A 20,259-nucleotide genomic window follows, 5' to 3' on the forward strand; every position below is an offset into this window, starting at 1 on the left:
CGCCAAATCGCTGGGGGGCGCGGTAAAACCCCCCCCAAACCCTACGCCGCGTGTTGGGGGGGCTCCCCCCCCCCCCCCCCCAAACCAAACCCCCCCCCCCCCCCGGGCCGGCGCGCCCCCCCCCCCCCCCCTTTCGTGACCGGCCGTATCCCCACACGGCCCGTCCCCCGTAAACTTCGACACCGATTTAAGCACATCCCACGGGATCGAACTATGACTTGGCGGCAACAGCTGGACTAAAAGTGCTGCGCCGCCTAACCGGCTGGTTCGCGAAACTATATCACCTCGACCGTGGTCCCGACATTGACGCGTTCATAAAGGTCGACGACGTCCTCATTGCGCATGCGGATGCAGCCGGAAGACACCGCGCCGCCGATCGTCCAGGGCTGGTTGGTGCCGTGGATGCGGTATTCGGTGGTGCCGAGATAGAGCGCGCGCGCGCCCAGCGGGTTCTCGATGCCGCCGGCCAGATAGGTCGGCAGGTAACGGCCCTTAGCCGCCTCGCGCTTGATCATCTCCGCCGGCGGGCGCCAGTCCGGCCACACCTTCTTGTCGGTGATTTTGTGCGTGCCCGACCATTCGAAGCCGGGCTTGCCGGTGCCGACGCCGTAGCGCCGCGCCTTGCCGTTCCTCTCGACCAGATAGAGGAAGTTCTGGTGGGTATCGATGACGATGGTGCCCGGTTTCGCTGGGCCGTCATAGGCCACTTCCTGCGGCAGATAGATCGGGTTGATCTGCGGCCGCATCACCATGCGCCTGGCCGACTGCTGCACGGCCGCCGTGCGCTGCCGGTCGGGCTGCGCCTGGAACAGGCGCTGCAGCGGCGGCTGCGTCGCCTGGCGGGTCGGGCGCACGATGCCCGGTGCACGGCCAAGCTGCAGCACCCAGGGCGCCGAAAGGTCGGGGCTCACCATCACCGGCGGCATGTCGGCGTAGCGGTCGTTGGCAAGGGTGGTCGTGGCGCTGGCGGCAAGGATTACCGCCGCGCCGAGCAGGGAACAAAACGCTGTCTTCATCGGAACGCACCTTGATCGAACTCATCCGGGGCGGAGAGGGCCCTTCGGTTTCGCGATCCTTGGCGCGCAGCGGCAAGCAAAACATGAATCGGAATGCGTAAAATGCGGAACTGTCAGTAAAGCTTTTGGTGTGGTTACCGGCCGGTTCAGGAATCTGGTAAAGCCGCGGTAAAAGCTGCGCTGAAGCGCATTAACGATTGGATTTGAACGCGATGACCGAAAATGCCGGTATTCTCGAAGGCCCCGACGGAAAGGCACGCTGCTTCTGGCACGGCAATCTGCCGGACTATCTTCATTACCACGATCATGAATGGGGCCGCCCGGTGACGGATGACCGGCGGCTGTTCGAGAAGATCTGCCTGGAAGGGTTCCAGTCGGGCCTGTCGTGGCTGACCATACTGCGCAAGCGCGAGAATTTCCGCGAAGCCTTCGCTGGCTTCGACTTCGACAAGGTGGCGGAATTCACCGCCGCGGATGTCGAGCGCCTGCTCGGCAATGCGGGGATCATCCGCCATCGCGGCAAGATCGTCTCGACCATCAACAACGCCAAACGCGCCCGCGAGATGGTCTACGAGTTCGGCTCGCTTGCCGCATGGTTCTGGAAGTTCGAGCCAGGTCCCGACGAGAGGCCCGAGATCGTCGACCTGGCGCATCTGCGCGCCAATCCGACGACGGCCGTGTCGGTCAGGATATCGAAGGAATTGAAGAAGCGCGGCTGGAGCTTTGTCGGCCCCACGACGGTCTACGCCTTCATGCAGGCCATGGGCCTGGTCAACGACCATCTCGAGGGCTGCTATTGCAGGGCGCAGGTGGAGAAGGAACGCAAGAAGCTGACGCTGCCAAAATAGCGCGCTTTTTTTCTTCTTTCCCATACGGAAAAGGGCAGAGGCGCTACTTCTCGAACCTGCCCTCGTGGCCGCTTCCGTTGATGTTCCAGACCAGGCTGGTGCCAGACACCGTCAGCACCAGTCCGCTGAAGCCGCGGTCGTCGGGCGTATGATGCGTCGAGGCGGAACTGCGGCCGGCCGGGATGACCTCGACGGTCGAGCCCTTCCGCACCCAGCATCCCTTGCCGTATTGATCATTGGCGCCATAGGCGAGCGCGAACTCGAAACTGCCGTCCTTATTCAACAGCAGTTCGGAACAGACCTCCATGACGCCGTTCAGGTAGTAATGGCCGGCAAGGCGCGCATCGCCCGGCTGGCAGGCGTTGGCCACGCCGGTGGCGCCAAGCATCAGCGCGCCGGCAAGCGCGCACGCACATTGCAGATGCATGATGATCCCATGACCATTGGTTAAAGTCAGAGGTTGCCGGCGCTGGTCAGGAACAGCCCAGCGATGATCGCAGCCACAGCCGCGAAAGTCGGATAGATAACCAGCAGGCCTGTCACCAGCGCATCGCCCACGGTAGACTTGCTGCTCTGCGGCGGAACGTCGAACGGTCCGGCCGGCTGCTGTGTCGGCTTGGGCGCAACGCCGCCGGCAGGCCGCAGCCTGGTCGATCTGCCGCTGTCGATAATATCGTTAGCCGTCGCCATGGCCCCGAACCACTTGTTTCGGTGCGCTTTATGGTCGTCGATTGTGTCGGCAGCATGCCGCGCCGATGGCGGAATTGTTTCGTTTTTTGTGTGGTTTGTTTCGAGAGGAGGGCTGGAACGTCAAATTTACCGAAACCAAGACCGACGCTAATCTTCGCTCGTTCGGCGCTGCCCCTCAAGGCCCTGCCGGCCGCTTCTCCCCATATAGTCACGGGGAGAAGGACGCTGCCGCCGCGGGTTTCGCCAGTCGCCAACGTTGGAGCTGTAGCGCCTGCGCCGAAACTTCCTCCTTCTCCCCGTCGCTACACGGGGAGAAGGTGCCGGCAGGCGGATAAGGGCGGCGCGGCGATCGCGAGTTAGGCTGCAAACCCTTGCCGCACCAATCGGCATCGGTTAGGACACGCGCGCCCTGGAAGTAGGAAATTTCCTACCCATGGCGTGCCACGAAACACCGAGTACTCATCCCATGGCCGACAAATCCGAAAAGACGAAAGCGCGGCTGCCGCGCGGTTTTGCCGACCGCAGCGCCGAGGACATCCGCGCCGTCGAGAAGATGATGGCGACCATCCGCTCGGTCTATGAGCTCTACGGCTTCGAGCCGGTCGACCAGCCGCTGATCGAATACACCGATGCTCTGGGCAAATTCCTGCCTGACCAGGACCGGCCGAACGAAGGCGTCTTCTCCTTCCAGGACGACGACGATCAGTGGCTGTCGCTGCGCTATGACCTCACCGCGCCAACGGCGCGTTTCGTCGCGGAAAACTTTGACAAGCTGCCGAAGCCTTACCGCAGCTATCGCTCCGGCTGGGTGTTCCGCAACGAAAAGCCCGGACCCGGCCGCTTCCGGCAGTTCATGCAGTTCGACGCCGACACGATTGGCACGCCGGGCGTTGCCGCCGACGCCGAAATGGCGATGATGATGGCCGACGTCATGGAAGCGCTCGGCATCAAGCGCGGCGACTATGTCATCCGCGTCAACAACCGCAAGGTGCTCGACGGCGTGCTGGAGGCCATCGGCCTCGGCGGCGACGACAATGCTGGCCGCCGGCTGACGGTGCTGCGCGCCATCGACAAGCTCGATAAGCTCGGGCCGGAAGGCGTCAGGCTCCTGCTTGGTCCCGGACGCTGGGACGGCGGCAAGGAAGGCGAGGGCGACTTCGCGAAGGGCGCCGGATTGAATGATGCGCAGGCCGAAGCGGTTTTGCTCGCAACGGCAAGAAATGTACAGGCCGGTCAGGATGCCGGCGTCGGCACCAACGCCGTATATCAAGAAGGTGTCGGCGAACTGGCAACGATCGAGGCTTTGGTAAGGGCGGCAGGCTATGGCGAAGACCGGGTCCTGATGGATCGCTCCGTCGTGCGCGGCCTGGAATACTACACCGGCCCGGTCTTCGAGGCGGAGTTGCTGGCCGAGATCCCCAATGATGAAGGCCAGATCGTGCGTTTCGGCTCGGTCGGCGGCGGCGGGCGCTATGACGGGCTGGTCTCGCGTTTCCGCGGCGAACTGGTGCCGGCGACCGGTTTTTCGATCGGCGTCTCTCGGCTGATGACGGCGCTGAAGAACCTCGGCAAGCTCGACACCTCCGATGTCATCGCCCCGGTCGTGGTGCTGGTTATGGACAAGGACACCGAAAGCCTCGGCCGCTACCAGAAGATGGTCGCCGACCTGCGCGCCGCCGGCATCCGCTCCGAAATGTATCTCGGCGGCGCCGGCATGAAGGCGCAGCTCAAATATGCCGACCGCCGCGGCAGCCCGGTCGCCATCATCCAGGGCGGCGACGAGCGCGCCAAGGGCGAGGTGCAGATCAAGGACCTGATCGAGGGCGCGCGCCTTTCGGCGGAAATCACCGAGAACGCCGAATGGCGCGCCGCGCGGCCGGCGCAGGTGACGGTGGCCGAAGGCGATCTGGTTGGCGAGGTGAAGAAGATCCTGGCGGCGCACGCCGCTGACCGCGCGAAGGGTGGCGTTTGAGCCCCCCTCTCTGGCCTGCCGGCCATCTCCCCCTCAAGGGGGGAGATTGGATGTCGCGCATGCTTTCGCCAATTTTCGCCGTTGCAGGAGGAGGCGCGGCGCCCGAACTGCCGATCTGCCCCCTTGAGGGGGAGATGGCCGGCAGGACAGAGAGGGGGGCCTCGCGCCCAACTTATCCATGACCTCCCGCCCCGCCATCGCCGCCGACATCGCGAAACTCTTCGCCACCCGCGACACGCGCGCCGTCGAGGTCGCCGTGCTGCAGCCCGCCGATCCGTTCCTCGACATGGCCGGCGAAGATCTGCGTCGGCGCATCTTCCTGACCGAGAGCGAGAGCGGCAAGACGCTGTGCCTCAGGCCCGAATTCACCATTCCGGTCTGCCTCGACCATATCGCCAGCCAGGCCGGCACGCCGCGCCGCTACTCTTATCTCGGCGAGGTGTTTCGCCAGCGCCGCGACGGCGGCAACGAGTTCTTCCAGGCCGGCATCGAGGATCTCGGTGACAGTGATATCGCCGCCGCCGATGCCCGCTCGCTGGCCGACGCGCATGCGCTGCTGTCGCTGGTGCTGCCTGGACAGCGCCTCGCCATCACGCTTGGCGACCAGACTTTGTTCGAGGCCGTGCTGGCGGCGCTTGGCCTGCCGCGCGGCTGGCGCATGCGCCTTGCCCGCGCCTTTGGCTCGGCGCCGATGCTAGAAGCAGCCCTTGCCGATCTCGCCAACCCGCCGCGCAACAGCCAGCTGTCCGGTCCCGTCGCCTTGCTGGTGCTCGACGGTGATGCGGAAGGCCTCGCCGCGCACATTGCTGAAGGCATGGAGGAGGCAGGGCTGTCGGCTTCCGGCGGGCGCTCGCCGGCCGACATTGCGCGCAGGCTGATCGAGAAAGCACAGTTGCGCTCCGTGCGGCTCTCCGATGACGCCTTCTCAGCCCTGAAGGGTTTCCTCGATATCGACGTCGCGCTCAGCGATGCGACCGCGGCGCTGGAAAAATTCGCCGCCGATGCCGGCCTGTCGCTGGGACCGGCGCTGGAAAATTTCGCTGCCCGCGCCAAGGCGATCGAGGCGCATGGCCTGTCCTCGGCGCAGATCCGTTACGACGCCGCCTTCGGCCGTCCGCTCGACTATTATACCGGCCTCGTCTTCGAGATCGCTGTCCACGGAGGCGATCGCCCGCTTGTCGGCGGGGGCCGCTACGACCGGCTGCTCACACTGCTTGGCGCCAAGAAGCCGATCCCTGGCGTCGGCTTCTCGGTCTGGCTCGACAGGATCGAAGCTTTGCGGGAGGCGGCGCAATGATCACGCTGGCGATCCCGTCGAAGGGCCGTCTCAAGGAACAGTCTCTCGAAGTGCTGGCCAAGGCCGGCCTGGCCGTCACCTTGCCGGAGGACGACCGCAAATACCGCGCCCGCATCGATGGCCTCGACAATGTCGAAGTGGCCTTCCTGTCTGCGTCAGAAATTGCCGGCGAGATCGGGCAGGGCGCTATTGATCTCGGCATCACCGGCGAGGATCTGCTGCGCGAGAACCTGGCCGATTGGGAGGCGCGCGCCGAGATCGTCGCCCGCCTCGGCTTCGGTCATGCCGATGTCGTCGTCGCGGTTCCGGATATCTGGCTCGATGTCGACAATATGGCCGATCTTGACGATGTCGCCGCCGATTTCCGCCAGCGCCACGGCAGGCGGCTGCGGATCGCCACCAAATACTGGCGGCTGACGCAGCAGTTCTTTTCGCTCAAGCACGGCATCCAAGTCTACCGCATCGTCGAAAGCCTCGGCGCCACCGAAGGCGCCCCGGCAGCCGGCCTGGCGGACGTCATTGTCGACATCACCACCACCGGGTCTACCTTGCGCGCCAACCACCTGAAGGTGCTAGGCGACGGGGTGATCCTCAAGTCGCAGGCCTGTCTGGTCGCTTCGAAGAAGGTTCGTGGGGCGGAGGACGAAGCGCGGTTGCGCGACATTGCCGCGAAGATGGCCGCGCTGGTCGCCTGATCCCCTACCTTCGGCGGGTTTCCACCATCCCTGCGGGCTGATAGGCTCAATCGTCCCGGGAGGAAACGGCGATGGCGATCAAACTCGACGAGCTCATGAACGCCAGCAGTCTGCGTGCGCGCGGCGCCGGCCACGCCTTCGTTGCTCCGGCCGGCGGCAGGGCGCATGTCTCGGGCGATCGCTCGGTGCCTTTGCTCGACAAGACCATTCCGGAGCTGTTCTCCGATACGGTGAGCAAATACGCCACGCTCGACGCCGCCGTCTTCGTTGGTCAGGACAAGCGCTTCACCTGGAGCGAGCTCTCGGATGCGGTCGACGCCCTGGCCGCCGGTTTCCTGGCTCTCGGCCTGGAAAAGGGCGACCGCGTCGGCATCTGGTCGCCGAACCGCTGGGAATGGCTGGTGACGCAGTACGCCACCGCGCGCATCGGCCTTATCCTGGTCAACATCAACCCCGCCTATCGGCTGACCGAGCTGGAATATGCGATTAACAAGGTCGGCTGCAAGGCGCTGGTCACGGCTGCCCAGTTCAAGACGTCCGACTATCTCGGCATGATCGAAACGCTCGCCCCGGAGATCGCTAGGGCGGAGCCCGGCAAGCTCAAAGCAAAAAAGCTGCCGGCGCTGAAGACCGTCATTCGCATGGGCGACGACAACTCGCCTGGCATGTTCAACTTCGGAGATGTCTTGGCCATGGCCGGCCGCGACGAGCACGACAGTCTCGACCGCATCTCGGAGAGCCTGAAGCCCGCAGATGCCATCAACATCCAGTTCACCTCCGGAACGACCGGGGCGCCGAAGGGCGCGACGCTGACCCACGCTAACATCGTCAACAACGGCAATTTCGTCACCTCGGCCATAAAACTCACCGTCGATGACCGGCTCTGCATCCCGGTGCCGCTCTACCATTGCTTCGGCATGTCGATGGGTACGATGGGCTGCGTATCGAAGGGCGCGACCATGGTTTTCCCGGGCGAGGGCTTCGATGCCGGCGCGACCCTGAAGGCGGTCGCGCAGGAGCGCTGCACGGGCATCTATGGCGTGCCGACCATGTTCGTCGCCATGCTCGACCATGCGGATTTTGCTGGCTTCGACCTCTCCAGCCTGCGCACCGGTATCATGGCCGGCTCGCCATGCCCGATCGAGGTGATGAAGAAGGTGGTTTCGCTCATGCACATGTCTGAGGTGACCATCGCCTATGGCATGACCGAGACCAGCCCGGTTTCGTTCCAAAGCAGCGTGAACGACCCGCTGGAAAAGCGTGTCTCCACGGTCGGCCGCGTCCACCCGCATGTCGAGGTGAAGGCGATCGGCGCCGATGGTACAACAGTCGCGGTCGGGGAACCTGGCGAGCTCTGCACGCGCGGCTATTCGGTGATGAAGGGTTATTGGGACGACGCCGAAAAAACCCGCGAGGCGATCGACAGCGATGGCTGGATGCACACCGGCGACCTCGCCACCATCGACGCCGAAGGCTATTGCAACATCGTCGGCCGGGTGAAGGACATGGTCATCCGCGGCGGCGAGAATGTCTATCCGCGCGAGGTCGAGGAGTTCCTCTATCGCCATCCGAAAATCAAGGAAGTGCAGGTCTTCGGTATCCCGGACGACAAATATGGCGAGGAACTCTGCGCCTGGATCGTGCTGAAGCCCGGCCAAATCGCGACCGTCGAGGAAATCAAGGCCTTCTGCGCCGGCCAGATCGCGCACTACAAGGTGCCGCGCCACATCCGCTTCCGCACCGAACTGCCGATGACGGTGACCGGCAAGCCGCAGAAATTCCTGATGCGCGAGGCGATGGTGCAGGAGTTAGGGTTGGTGGCGCAGAAGACGGCGTGAAACGGCATTTATGGACAACGAGTTTCCCAATTTCGCGGCGCTGAAAGCCGTCAAGATCGAGAACATAGATTATCGCATCGTCGTCCGGCGCGGAGCGCGAACCGGCGGTGCGATCGTCATGGCCCCGCATGGCGGCAAGATAGAGCCCCGCACCTCCCTGATCACCGAGACGATAGCAGGCTGCGATCTCGATATGTATTGCTTTGAAGGGTTGATGCCGGAAAGCAACCGGGAGCTGCACATAACGTCCAGGAACTTCGACGAGGCAACCGCGCTGGACCTGTTGCGGACGAAGTCCACCGTCGTCGCCGTCCACGGTCGCCAGGATCGCGACGATCTCTCGACGGTTTATCTGGGCGGCAAGGACGCCGCGTTGGTTTCGGAAATAGCCTGGTGTCTGCATGAGGCCGACTTCCAGACGCAAAAGGACAATCACCCCTTTCCGGGCATCCAGGATTCGAACATCGTCAATCGCGGATTGACGGGGAAAGGCGCGCAGCTGGAAGTGCCCTTCTCGCTGCGCCGCCGGCTGGGGAACGAGCTGGACCTTCTGGAAAGATTCTGCGGGGCGGTTCGCAAGGCCATCGACTCATTCGACGCCAGAAACGGTGCCCGGTCCCCAATCATGTTTTGAACGATGCGCCTAGACTAGGGGCTTGAATGATTGGTATGCCCGGTCGGCGACGTCCCATACGATGCCGCTGGCCGCGCTGGCGATGACTGTCGCGGTCAGGCCAGCGGCCTTTCGGTTGACGAAGGCGCGCTGAACGCCAGGATGCTCGTTGGTGTGCTGTCCAGCGCGATCATGATCGTCACCATTTCGTGGTGCTCGACCATGCCGAGGCGCCTGCCCGCGGTGCGATCTGGCGCCAGGGTGGCCGCCTCCGTTCTGCTCGCCTCAAATCGCGGAGCGCCGCGGCCCAAATCTTGGCGGCGCTTGATCGATGTCAATGACGCCCGCGCTGCGCTGCGCTGGACACAAGGCCTGACCTTGCAGGGAAGACCATGCGTCACATCAAGATCGCATTCTGGGGGCTGCTCGCCCTGCTGAGCATCCTGTGGCTGGCGGCCGAGCCTTCGGCACTGCAGCCGGAAGGCTTCATGGCCCTGCGCGATGCGATGGTCCAGTGCAGCGGTGTCGTAGCCATAGGCGTGATGAGCGTCGCGATGATCCTGGCGCTGCGGCCGCGCTGGCCGGAACGCTGGTTCGGCGGGTTGGACAAGATGTACCGGTTGCACAAGTGGCTCGGCATCACGGCCCTGGTCGTCTCCGTGGCTCATTGGCTTTGGAGCCAAGCACCGAAATGGGGGGTGGGATGGGACTTGCTCGAGCGTCCTGCGGTGGAAAACCCGGTCGAGGTGTTCTTCATGAGCTTGCGCGGTTCGGCGGAAGGGGTGGGCGAATGGGCCTTCTATGCTGCTGTGCTGCTGATCGCATTGGCGTTGGTCAGGTATTTTCCCTACCGGCTTTTCTATAAGACGCATCGCCTTCTCGCCGTCGCTTATCTCGTGCTGGTCTTTCACGCTGTCGTGCTGACCCAGTTCAACTATTGGACTTCGCCGATCGGCGTGGTTCTGGCGGTGCTCCTGGCGGCGGGTACTTATGGGGCGGCGATCGTGCTGCTCCGCCGCGTTGGCGCAGGGCGGGAAGTGCAGGGCACGATCATCTCGCTTCATTATTATCCCGGCGTGCGAGTCCTCGAGACCGAGATCGAGGTGCCGCAGGGGTGGCCGGGTCACAAGCCGGGGCAGTTCGCCTTCGCGACATCGGACAGCTCTGAAGGTGCGCACCCCTACACAATCGCCTCCGGCTGGAACGACGGAGATCGCAAGATCACGTTTGTCACCAAGGAATTGGGAGATCACACCAGCCGGCTGCGCCAGAACCTGAGCGTCGGACAACATGTGAGGATCGAGGGGCCATATGGCTGTTTCGACTTCGAGAACGGTCAGCCCCGGCAAATCTGGATCGGCGGCGGCATCGGCATCACACCCTTTATTGCCGGCATGAAGCATATTGCGCTGGAGCGGCAGGCAAAGCGGGAGCAATTATTGCCGGCGGTCGACCTGTTTCATACGACAGCGGACTATGATGAGAAAGCGATTGCCAAGCTGAAGGCGGACGCCGAGGCCGCGAATATCCGCCTGCATGTCTTTGTAGACGCTCGCGATGGGCGCCTGACCGGTGACCGCATCCGTGCCGAAGTGCCGGAATGGCGCATGGCCAGCATCTGGTTCTGCGGTCCGGCAGGTTTCGGTGAAGTGCTGCGCAAGGATTTCGCGGCGCAAGGATTGCCCGTGGATGAGCGTTTTCACCAGGAACTGTTCGCGATGAGATAGAGGTAGCCACGTACGGCAAAGACCATCACGGACCCACTGGGCAGTCGGTCCCGCCAATATCGGTGCGCCGGCCTGATTGCGTGACGCTGCTTGTTTCCCGAATCGCGGGCACATGGGGGTTCCGCGGCGTGTTCCAGCCTGACTCATGCCGCCAGCACCGCGTGGTCCAACGCTCGTATGATCCTCGCAAGTTCCACGCACTCGTCCTGGCGCACCTTGTTCCTCCGCCAAGCCATGCAGATCATGCGTTGCGGCATTGGCTCCTGGAACGGCACGATCCTCAGATCCGGCATGACACCAGCGGCACTTGCCGCCATTTCCGGCACTAGCGTCACGCCGAGCCCATGCGCCACCATCTGCAAGAGCGTCGTTAGACTCGTCGCGCCATAGCTTGCCATCGCCACGGGTCGCACATTGCCGCAGACGGCCAGAGCCTGTTCGCGCAGGCAGTGGCCTTCCTCGAGCAGCATCAGGCGCTCCAGCGCCGGGCTTTCGGGCGGCACCGGCGGCGAGGCGAAGGCTGGATCGCCGGCGGGAACGGCGAGGAAGAAGCGGTCGGGAAAAAGGCCTTCGGTGACGATCGTCGGCTGATCGAGCGGCAAGGCCGCGATGAAGGCGTCGAGCCGGCCTGACGTCGCGTCCTCGATCAGGGACGCGGTTACCGCCTCGCGCAATTCGAGCTGGAGGGAAGGGTAGTGCTTCTTCAACTCCGGCAGCACGTGCGGCAGGAGATAGGGTGCTACCGTCGGGATGATGCCCAGCCGGAAGCGCCCTTCCATGGTCGGACGACCGCGCCGGGCAGTCGTCTCGACGTCACGTATGTCGGCCAGAATGCGTTCGATACGCGGCCGCAGGGCAAGCGCTTCGTCGGTCATGCGCACCGTCTTGCCGCCGCGCTCGAACAACAGGCAGTTGAGCCGCTCTTCCATCTCGGCGATCTGTGCGGAAAGCGCCGGCTGGCTGACGCCGGCAAGTTTCGCCGCGCGGCCGAAATGCAGCGTCTGCGCCAGCGCGTCGAAATATTGCATCTGCCGGACGGTGAGGCCAATCATAAGAAAATCCTATCAAATGAAACAGGAAAGGCAATTTGTCTTTATCGGCCGGTCGGCCTAGTCTGGAATCATTCCAGGTTGGTGCGGCCAGCGGCTGCCCCCGGAAATCCCGGGAAATCAACCTCGGCAAAATTCAACCACGGCAAAACCTCGGCAGAATCGGGAGACCCAAGATGGATGCGAAAACCGACGACAACAGCGCTGGCAAATGCCCGGTGGCGCATGGATCCGCACGGACCAACCGCGACTGGTGGCCGAACCAGCTCGACCTTTCCGTTCTCCACCAGCAGTCGAACCTGTCGGACCCGATGGGTGAAGACTTCGACTACGCCAAGGAGTTCGCGACCCTCGACCTCGACGCGGTGATCGCAGACCTGAACAAGGTCATGACGGATTCGCAGGACTGGTGGCCGGCCGACTTCGGCCATTATGGGCCGCTCTTCATCCGCATGGCCTGGCACAGCGCCGGCACCTATCGCGTCGGCGACGGCCGCGGCGGCGCCGGTTCCGGTCAGCAGCGCTTCGCGCCGCTGAACAGCTGGCCGGACAACGCCAATCTCGACAAGGCGCGCCGGCTGCTATGGCCGGTCAAGCAGAAATACGGCCGCAAGATCTCCTGGGCCGACCTTCTGATCCTCACCGGCAACGTCGCGCTGGAATCGATGGGCTTCAAGACCTTCGGCTTCGCTGGCGGCCGCGCTGATGTGTGGGAGCCGGAGCAGGACGTGGACTGGGGCTCCGAAGCAAAGTGGCTCGGCGACGAGCGCTATTCGGGCGATCGTGAGCTTCGCGGCCATCTCGGCGCCGTGCAGATGGGCCTCATCTACGTCAACCCGGAAGGCCCGAACGGCAAGCCGGACCCGGTCGCTGCTGCGCGCGACATTCGCGAGACCTTCGGCCGCATGGCGATGAACGATGAGGAGACCGTCGCGCTGATCGCCGGCGGCCACACTTTCGGCAAGACCCATGGCGCGGGTGACGCCTCGCTGGTAGGCGCGGAACCGGAAGGCGCCGGCATCGAGGCGCAGGGCCTCGGCTGGTCGAGCAAATATGCCTCCGGCATCGCCGGCGACGCGATCACCTCGGGTCTCGAGGTCACCTGGACGACGACGCCGACCAAATGGAGCAACAATTTCTTCGACAACCTCTTCAACTATGAATGGGAGCTGACGAAGAGCCCGGCCGGCGCCCACCAGTGGACGCCGAGGGGCGGCGCCGGCGCGGGCACGGTCCCGGACGCGCACAATCCCTCGAAGCGCCACGCGCCGGCCATGCTAACCACTGACCTCGCGCTGCGTTTCGATCCGGCCTATGAGAAGATCTCGCGCCGCTTCCATGAGCATCCGGAACAGTTCGCCGATGCCTTCGCCCGCGCCTGGTTCAAGCTCACCCACCGCGACATGGGTCCAGTCGTGCGCTATCTCGGCCCGCTCGTGCCGAAGGAAGAGCTGATCTGGCAGGATCCGATCCCGGCCATCGACCACGAACTGGTGAGTGAAGCCGACATCGCATCGCTAAAGGCAAAGATCCTGGCCTCCGGCGTCTCGGTTTCCGAGCTGGTCTCGACCGCTTGGGCCTCGGCCTCGACCTTCCGCGGCTCCGACAAGCGCGGCGGCGCCAATGGCGCCCGCATTCGTCTGGCGCCGCAGAAGGACTGGGAAGTCAACGAGCCGGTTCAGCTCGCCAAGGTGCTCGGCAAGCTGGAAGCCATCCAAAAGGAGTTCAACGCAGCCCAGACCGGCGAGAAGAAGGTCTCGCTTGCCGACCTCATCGTGCTTGGCGGCGCCGCCGCGGTCGAGAAGGCGGCGAAGGATGGCGGCAACGAGGTGAAGGTGCCCTTCACGCCCGGCCGCATGGATTCTTCGCAGGAGCAGACGGATGTCCACTCCTTCGCCCCGCTCGAGCCGACCGTCGACGGCTTCCGCAACTATGCACGGGGCAGACTGCCGATGTCGGTTGAGGCGATGCTGGTCGACCGCGCCCAGTTGCTGACGCTGACGGCGCCGGAGATGACGGTGCTCGTCGGCGGCCTGCGCGTGCTCGGCGCCAATGCCGGCGGATCGAAGCACGGCGTCTTCACCGACAGGCCGGGTCAGCTCACCAACGACTTCTTCGTCAACCTGCTATCGATGGCCACTGTTTGGGAGCCGGCGGCGGGCTCACAGCCCGGTTCGGATGAGGTTTACGAAGCGCGGGACCGCAAGACCAGAGAGGTGAAATGGACCGGCACCCGCGCCGACCTGATCTTCGGCTCGCATGCGCAGCTGCGCGCGCTCTCCGAGGTTTATGGTTCAAGCGACGCCAAGGCGAAATTCGTCAAGGACTTCGTCAACGCCTGGACGAAGGTGATGAACGCCGACCGCTTCGACATCGCGAAGTAAGATCGTACCTCCCATGAAAAAGGCGCGGGTCATGCCCGCGCCTTTTGGTTTTGTTCGACCGAAGCAATTCCAGGAAAAGTGTTCTGCGGCTTTCCGTCCGGAATTGCTTTAAACGAAAAAGACGGATCAGTCTTTTTCGAAGATGCCGGCCTTGGCGACGACGCCGGCGATCGCTCCGCCGATCAGCGGCGCGATGATGAACAGCCAGAGCTGGCTGAGCGCGGCACCCCCCGAAAACAGCGCCGGCCCGATCGAGCGCGCCGGATTGACCGAGGTGCCGGTCACCGGGATCATGGCGAAATGGATGCCTGCCAGCGTCAGGCCGATGACCAGCCCGGCGAAGGCGGTGGTGTGCTTGGCGTTGGTGACGCCGAGGATCACTGTGACGAAGGTGAAGGTGCCGATCAGCTCCCACAGGAAGGCCGAGCTCATGCCCCATTTCGCCTCGTCCCAGCCATTGGCGCCGAAGCCGCCCGAGTGGCCGCCGGCCTGACCGGAAACGATGATCCACAGCGCTAGCGAGGCGATTATGGCGCCGATGATCTGCGCGATCCAGTAGGGAACGACGTCCTTGGCCGGCATCCGCCCCGCCAGGAACACGCCGAGCGTCACCGCCGGATTGAGATGCGCCCCCGAGATCGGGCCGATCGCATAGGCCGCGGCGATCAGGCCGACGCCGAACGCCAGGCCGATGCCTTCCTGTCCGAGCGGCAGCGCGCCGCCGAAACCGCCCGTGACCACGGAGGCCGTGCCGATGAACACCAACAAAAACGTGCCGAGAACTTCTGCCAGATAAGTCTTCATTGCCCTCTCCTCGTAGGATCCGCTTGAACCGCGCTTGTCACGCCGCGAATCGCTGGCGAAAGAGTATTCCTGCCGGTAAAACTTGGAAAGCCGACTGGTTAAGCCGGCAGGCTTGCTTGTGTATGTCGGATAAATACATTAGAGATATTTGATATTCCGGTTGATTGTTCTTATTTTTCCTGCGGCGCCGCTTGCGATCGAAAAACTGTTTGGGGAAACTGCGTGGCGCTGAAACCCCGTTTCACCAGCAAGCCGAATAGAATTGTTTCAATCCTGGCCTGAAAGGCTTTAAGAGCGGCTGGAACCGATTTGCAGGAGCTACGGAAACCGGGATGCGATTGGGCGGAAGGCTGGCGGCGGCCATAGAGGTTCTTGAAGATATCGGCCGGCGCCACCGGCCGGTGGCCGACGCTCTGCGCGACTGGGGCCTGTCGCATCGCTTCGCCGGCGGCGGCGATCGCGCGGCGATCGGCAACATCGTCTATGACGCGCTGCGTCGCAAACGCTCTGCCGGCTGGCTGTTCGACGAGGACACGCCGCGCGCCATCGGCTTCGGCGCGCTTCTCTTGGAATGGGGGCAGACGGCGCAATCGCTCAACGATGTGCTGGAGGGCGACAAGTTCGCACCGCCGCTGCTCAGCGCCGCCGAGTTGAAGGTCGCGGCCGAGCGCAGGCTTGCCGATGCGCCGGAGGTCGTGCGGGCGGATGTCCCGGACTGGTGCGCGCCGCTGCTCGAACAAGCCTATGGCGACGCATGGGTCGAGGAAGGCGCCGCCCTGGCGCAGCGCCCTCCGCTGGATCTCAGGGTCAATACGCTCCAGGCCGATCGCGCCAAGGTGCTGGCCGAGCTGCGGGGCACCGGCGCGGCGCCCGCGGCGATCGCGCCGAACGGCATCCGCATCCCGCCCATCGATGGCGACGGCAGGCACCCGAACGTCCAGGCCGAGCCCGCCTTCCAGAAAGGCTGGTTCGAAGTGCAGGACGAGGGCTCGCAGCTTGCCGCCGCACTTGCGGGCGCCGAGCCCGGCATGCAGGTGCTCGACTATTGCGCCGGGGCCGGCGGCAAGACGCTGGCGCTGTCGGCCGAGATGGACAATCGCGGCCAGCTCTTTGCCCATGACGCGGAGAAGGTGCGGCTGGCGCCGATTTTCGAGCGCATCCGCCGCTCGCACAACCGCAACGTCCAGGTCGTCAGCAAGCCGGCGGAGCTTGCGCCCCTTTCAGGTCATATGGACCTCGTCCTCATCGACGCGCCCTGCACCGGCAGCGGCACCTGGCGTCGCCGCCCGGACGCCAAATGGCGATTGACCGAGCGGCAGCTCGATGCCCGCAAGGCAGAGCAGCAGGCGATCCTCGACACAGCCCAGACCTTCGTCAAGCCGGGAGGCTTGCTGGTCTACGTCACCTGCTCGGTGTTCGACGCCGAGAACGGCGAGCAGGTCGCGGCGTTCCGCGAACGCCATGAACGCTTTGCGCCCGTCGATCATCGCCAGCTCTGGGACAGCCGCTTCCCCGGCCATGGAGGAGCCGCGCGCATTGCCGACAACGGTGGTATCTCGCTGTCGCCGGCGCTGAGTGGCACTGACGGGTTTTTTTTCCACGCCTTGCGCAGGGCTGCTTGACCTTGACGCAAGATTGCGCCGCCCCAATTCTATCCCGGTCTATCCGGGGGCGTGCTTGCAGAAATATCGGTCGCTTCTTGTCTTCTTGCTGATCGTCCTTGGCGGCGGCCTGCTGATCGGCTACGCGACGCTTCCTGGTGCCTGGTACGCAGCGCTGGTCAAGCCGACGTTCAATCCGCCGAACTGGGTGTTCGGCCCCGTCTGGTCGCTGCTCTACATCCTGATTGCCATTGCTGGCTGGCGGACTTGGCGGCTGCAACCGGGCGGTGGCGCCATGAGGGCCTGGGCAGCGCAGCTGGTGCTGAATTTTCTTTGGTCGCCGACATTCTTCGGTGCCAGGATGATGGGGCTTGCGGTGGTCGTCATCCTGTTGCTGCTCGCCACCATTTTGCTCTTCATCGCCCGCGTTCGGGACCGCGACAGGCTTTCCGCCTGGCTGTTCGTACCCTATGCGGCATGGGTGGCTTTCGCCACTTTGCTCAACGCGTCGCTCCTCTGGTTGAATTGATTGCTTTGCTGCAGTGCAGCAATTGACATTGCGCGAGCCTTCCGCCTCTGCAATAAGCTTCGCCAGCAAATATGAGGCGAAGCGCCATGGCAGCAGCCAAGATCGTACCCGCTCCCGACTTCGAGGAACGCGTCAGGACGTCCTTCGCTCGGCAGAAAGCCATGGCCACCATCGGCGCCGAGCTGACCCTGGTGACGCCCGGTATCATCGAAATCGAGATGCCGTATTCCGCCTCGCTCACCCAGCAGCATGGTTTCCTGCATGCCGGCGTCATATCCACAGCACTGGACTCCGCCTGCGGCTATGCCGCATTCTCGCTTATGCCGGAGAATTCCGGCGTGCTGACTATCGAGTTCAAGGTCAACCTGCTCGCGCCGGGCAGGGGGGAGCGCTTCCTGTTCCGCGGTTCCGTGACAAAGCCCGGACGCACCATCATCGTCGCCGACGGGCAGGCCTACGCCTTCGCTGCCGACGGCGAGGCCAAGCTGATCGCCACCATGACCGGCACGATGATGACGGTGGTCGGTCGCGACGGTATCGAGGGGTGAGGAGCGGTCCGCGCAGCGGACGAAAAGCCCCCAAATGGACTTTTCGAGCGACGAACGCCCAGAGCCATAGCGAAGGGCCGGCAGGCGGCGAGGGCACACGTTGCCGCTTCCTTTTCGTAGTGGTAACAAACATGTAGAGCCGCCATGACCGTTAACGTGTCACGTCTGTCGGACAAGTCCGTTCTCTTCGTCATGGCGGCCGAAGCTGAATACGGTCCGCATCTCAAGAACCTGTTCACGCCGCTGATGACCGGCGTTGGCCCGGTCGAGGCTGCTGTGCGGCTAAGTGCCGAACTCGCGGCGTTGAAGGCCGAGGGAGCGCTGCCGGACCTGATCGTCTCGCTGGGCTCGGCCGGCAGCCGCAAGCTGGAGCAGGCCGAAATCTACCAGGCCGTGTCGGTAAGCTATCGCGACATGGACGCTTCGCCGCTCGGTTTCGAGAAAGGGGCGACGCCTTTCCTCGACCTCCCGGTGACGGTGCCGCTGCCTTTCGTCATTCCTGGCATCAAGAGCGCCGCGCTCTCGACTGGCGGCGCGATCATCTCCGGTGCCGCCTATGACGCCGTCGATGCCGACATGGTCGACATGGAGACCTTCGCCTGCCTGCGCGCGTGCCAGCTGTTCGGCGTGCCGCTGATCGGCCTTCGAGGCATTTCCGACGGCGCCGCCGACCTCAGGCACGTCAACGATTGGACGGAATATCTGCACGTGATCGATGAGAGGCTGGCCGCGGCCGTCGGCTTGCTGGAACAGGCGATCGAATCCGGCGCGATCCGGCTGGTATAGGCCCAAAAGGACGGAAAGCCGCAGCGCGCAACCCATTGCGCCGACTCGTTTCTTTCTCTAAAGGCTCGCCATGACGACAGCCAATCATCCCGACACCGTTCTGCCCAACACTGTCCTGATCATCGATTTCGGCAGCCAGTTCACGCAGCTCATCGCACGCCGCATCCGCGAGGCCGGCGTCTTTTCCGAGATCGTGCCGTTCCAATCGGCCGAAGCGGCGTTCAGGCGCATCAATCCGAAGGCGGTGATCCTGTCCGGCGGTCCGGCCTCGACCACAGATATCGGCAGCCCGCGCGCGCCGCAGGTCGTCTTCGACGCCGGCGTGCCGGTGCTCGGCATCTGCTACGGCCAGATGGCGCTTTGCGTGCAGATGGGCGGCGTCGCCGAGAGTTCCAATCATCGCGAGTTCGGGCGCGCCTTCGTCGAGATCGAGAAGGAAAGCCCGCTGTTCGAAGGCCTGTGGGCGCCCGGCCAGCGCCACCAGGTGTGGATGAGCCATGGCGACCGCGTGATCGAACTTCCGCCGGGTTTCGAGGTGCTCGGCAAGTCCGAAAGCTCGCCCTTCGCCATCTTCGGCGATATTGAGCGCAAGATGTATGGCATCATGTTCCATCCCGAAGTGGTGCATACGCCGGACGGCGCCAGGCTACTCAGGAACTTCGTCCACAACATCGCCGGCATCGAGGGCGACTGGACGATGCGCGCCTATCGCGAGCACGCGGTCGAAACGATCCGCAAACAGGTCGGCAAGGGCAAGGTGATCTGCGCGCTCTCGGGCGGCGTCGACTCGTCGGTCGCCGCGCTTCTAATCCACGAAGCGGTCGGCGACCAGCTGACCTGCATCCTGGTCGACCACGGCCTGATGCGCAAGGACGAGGCGCAAAGCGTGGTGGAGATGTTCCGCCAGCACTACAACCTGCCGCTGATCCTGGTCGACGCCTCCGACCGCTTCATCTCGGCGCTGGAGGGCGAGGCCGATCCGGAAAAGAAGCGCAAGACCATCGGCCGGCTGTTCATCGAGGTGTTCGAGGAAGAGGCCAAGAAGCTCGGCGGCGCCGATTTCCTGGCCCAGGGCACACTCTATCCCGACGTTATCGAGAGCGTCTCCTTCTCCGGCGGACCGTCGGTGACGATCAAGTCGCACCACAATGTCGGCGGCCTGCCCGAGCGCATGAACATGAAGCTGGTCGAGCCGCTGCGCGAACTCTTCAAGGACGAGGTGAGGGCGCTGGGCAAGGAGCTCGGCCTGCCCGAAAGCTTCATCGGCCGCCATCCGTTCCCCGGTCCCGGCCTCGCCATACGCTGCCCTGGCGGCATCACCCGCGAGAAGCTGGAGATCCTGCGCGAGGCTGACGCCATCTATCTCGACGAAATCCGCAAGGCCGGCCTCTACGACGCCATCTGGCAGGCCTTCGCGGTGCTGCTGCCGGTCCAGACGGTCGGCGTCATGGGCGACGGCCGCACCTATGAATTCGTCTGCGCGCTGCGCGCCGTCACCTCCGTCGACGGCATGACGGCCGACTTCTATCACTACGACATGAACTTCCTCGGCGCCGCCGCCACCCGCATCATTAATGAGGTGAAGGGCATCAACCGCGTCGTATACGACGTTACGTCGAAGCCGCCAGGAACCATCGAGTGGGAATGATTCAAACCCATCCGAACATCGCCGAAATTGCGATACAGTTCGATCTAAGTCGCTGAAATCAAAAATAGTTTTAGCCGACAGCTTTCGCCGGCTATCGGCGTGCGCCGTTCGGCCGACGCCTAGGCAACTGTTGGCAGGTTGGCGACGCCCGAAACATGCCAGGAAGATCGATATACGTGCGGCTGAACGACTCTCCTAAGTGCCGGCCGGGGGC

Annotated in this window: 19 protein-coding genes; 13 read left to right on the top strand and 6 right to left on the bottom strand. The window is 64.0% G+C overall.

All coding sequences use genetic code 11. The features are described from left to right. Positions 1-275: 275 nt before the first annotated feature. A complete protein-coding gene (locus P9272_RS17570; RefSeq protein ID WP_278161482.1) occupies positions 276-1,016 on the bottom strand; it encodes a L,D-transpeptidase in 741 nt (246 codons plus the stop codon). 212 nt (positions 1,017-1,228) lie between these two features. Here P9272_RS17570 and P9272_RS17575 point away from each other — a divergent pair, with 212 nt between their 5' ends. Further along, the gene (locus P9272_RS17575; RefSeq protein ID WP_278161483.1) at positions 1,229-1,864 is read left to right on the top strand and encodes a DNA-3-methyladenine glycosylase I; all 636 of its coding nucleotides are present in this window, start codon (positions 1,229-1,231) and stop codon (positions 1,862-1,864) included. Positions 1,865-1,907: 43 nt separating this feature from the next. Here the strand turns inward: P9272_RS17575 and P9272_RS17580 are convergent, their stop codons facing one another. Both P9272_RS17580 and P9272_RS17585 read right to left on the bottom strand, forming a co-directional pair. Beyond that, complete coding sequence (locus tag P9272_RS17580; protein ID WP_278161484.1) at positions 1,908-2,291, bottom strand: hypothetical protein; 384 nt, start codon at positions 2,289-2,291, stop codon at positions 1,908-1,910. A 26-nt stretch (positions 2,292-2,317) separates the two neighbouring features. Beyond that, on the bottom strand, positions 2,318-2,554 hold the full coding sequence (locus P9272_RS17585; protein ID WP_278161485.1) for a hypothetical protein: 237 nt from the start codon (positions 2,552-2,554) through the stop codon (positions 2,318-2,320). Positions 2,555-3,020: 466 nt separating this feature from the next. Here P9272_RS17585 and hisS point away from each other — a divergent pair, with 466 nt between their 5' ends. From hisS to P9272_RS17610, 5 genes are all read left to right on the top strand, one after another. After that, positions 3,021-4,526 carry a histidine--tRNA ligase gene (gene hisS / locus P9272_RS17590; RefSeq protein ID WP_278161486.1) on the top strand — a complete coding sequence of 502 codons (1,506 nt, stop codon included), beginning with the start codon at positions 3,021-3,023 and terminating at the stop codon, positions 4,524-4,526. Between the two features lie 178 nt (positions 4,527-4,704). Beyond that, positions 4,705-5,823, top strand: coding sequence for an ATP phosphoribosyltransferase regulatory subunit (locus tag P9272_RS17595; protein ID WP_278161487.1), 1,119 nt, complete (start codon positions 4,705-4,707; stop codon positions 5,821-5,823). Next, positions 5,820-6,518 (top strand): ATP phosphoribosyltransferase, encoded by a 699-nt coding sequence (hisG, locus tag P9272_RS17600; RefSeq protein ID WP_128256731.1) that lies wholly within the window; start codon positions 5,820-5,822, stop codon positions 6,516-6,518. The genes P9272_RS17595 and hisG overlap by 4 nt, the downstream gene beginning before the upstream one ends. 71 nt (positions 6,519-6,589) lie before the next feature. Continuing rightward, positions 6,590-8,356: an AMP-binding protein gene (locus P9272_RS17605; RefSeq protein ID WP_278161488.1), complete on the top strand. Its 1,767-nt coding sequence runs from the start codon at positions 6,590-6,592 to the stop codon at positions 8,354-8,356. 10 nt (positions 8,357-8,366) lie between these two features. After that, the gene (locus P9272_RS17610) at positions 8,367-8,990 is read left to right on the top strand and encodes a poly-gamma-glutamate hydrolase family protein (RefSeq protein ID WP_278161489.1); all 624 of its coding nucleotides are present in this window, start codon (positions 8,367-8,369) and stop codon (positions 8,988-8,990) included. 95 nt (positions 8,991-9,085) lie between these two features. Here P9272_RS17610 and P9272_RS17615 read toward each other — a convergent pair whose 3' ends face one another. Next, a complete protein-coding gene (locus P9272_RS17615; RefSeq protein WP_278161490.1) occupies positions 9,086-9,307 on the bottom strand; it encodes a hypothetical protein in 222 nt (73 codons plus the stop codon). A gap of 54 nt (positions 9,308-9,361) precedes the next feature. On the opposite strand from P9272_RS17615, the gene P9272_RS17620 reads away from it, so the two are divergent. After that, positions 9,362-10,696, top strand: coding sequence for a ferric reductase-like transmembrane domain-containing protein (locus P9272_RS17620; RefSeq protein ID WP_278161491.1), 1,335 nt, complete (start codon positions 9,362-9,364; stop codon positions 10,694-10,696). Between the two features lie 143 nt (positions 10,697-10,839). Here P9272_RS17620 and P9272_RS17625 read toward each other — a convergent pair whose 3' ends face one another. After that, complete coding sequence (locus tag P9272_RS17625) at positions 10,840-11,748, bottom strand: hydrogen peroxide-inducible genes activator (RefSeq protein WP_278161492.1); 909 nt, start codon at positions 11,746-11,748, stop codon at positions 10,840-10,842. A gap of 173 nt (positions 11,749-11,921) precedes the next feature. Here P9272_RS17625 and katG point away from each other — a divergent pair, with 173 nt between their 5' ends. Continuing rightward, positions 11,922-14,129: a catalase/peroxidase HPI gene (gene katG, locus P9272_RS17630; protein WP_278161493.1), complete on the top strand. Its 2,208-nt coding sequence runs from the start codon at positions 11,922-11,924 to the stop codon at positions 14,127-14,129. A 126-nt stretch (positions 14,130-14,255) separates the two neighbouring features. On the opposite strand, the gene P9272_RS17635 is transcribed toward katG, so the two are convergent. Next, positions 14,256-14,933 (bottom strand): MIP family channel protein, encoded by a 678-nt coding sequence (locus P9272_RS17635; protein ID WP_278161494.1) that lies wholly within the window; start codon positions 14,931-14,933, stop codon positions 14,256-14,258. Between the two features lie 332 nt (positions 14,934-15,265). Between P9272_RS17635 and P9272_RS17640 the strand changes: the two genes are divergently transcribed. The 5 genes from P9272_RS17640 (at position 15,266) to guaA (ending at position 20,045) form a co-directional block, all read left to right on the top strand. Next, complete coding sequence (locus tag P9272_RS17640; RefSeq protein WP_278161495.1) at positions 15,266-16,555, top strand: RsmB/NOP family class I SAM-dependent RNA methyltransferase; 1,290 nt, start codon at positions 15,266-15,268, stop codon at positions 16,553-16,555. Positions 16,556-16,610: 55 nt separating this feature from the next. After that, positions 16,611-17,063, top strand: a complete 453-nt coding sequence (locus tag P9272_RS17645) for a TspO/MBR family protein (RefSeq protein WP_278161496.1) — start codon at positions 16,611-16,613, stop codon at positions 17,061-17,063. A gap of 86 nt (positions 17,064-17,149) precedes the next feature. Next, the gene (locus P9272_RS17650) at positions 17,150-17,611 is read left to right on the top strand and encodes a PaaI family thioesterase (protein ID WP_128256722.1); all 462 of its coding nucleotides are present in this window, start codon (positions 17,150-17,152) and stop codon (positions 17,609-17,611) included. 144 nt (positions 17,612-17,755) lie between these two features. Beyond that, entirely contained in the window at positions 17,756-18,397 is a 642-nt protein-coding gene (locus tag P9272_RS17655; protein ID WP_278161497.1) for a 5'-methylthioadenosine/S-adenosylhomocysteine nucleosidase, read from the top strand. Between the two features lie 70 nt (positions 18,398-18,467). Beyond that, a complete protein-coding gene (guaA, locus tag P9272_RS17660; RefSeq protein WP_278161498.1) occupies positions 18,468-20,045 on the top strand; it encodes a glutamine-hydrolyzing GMP synthase in 1,578 nt (525 codons plus the stop codon). Positions 20,046-20,259 lie beyond the last annotated feature (214 nt).

Origin of the sequence: Mesorhizobium sp. WSM4976 (genome assembly GCF_029625685.1) — a bacterium.
Taxonomy (GTDB): Bacteria; Pseudomonadota; Alphaproteobacteria; order Rhizobiales; family Rhizobiaceae; genus Mesorhizobium.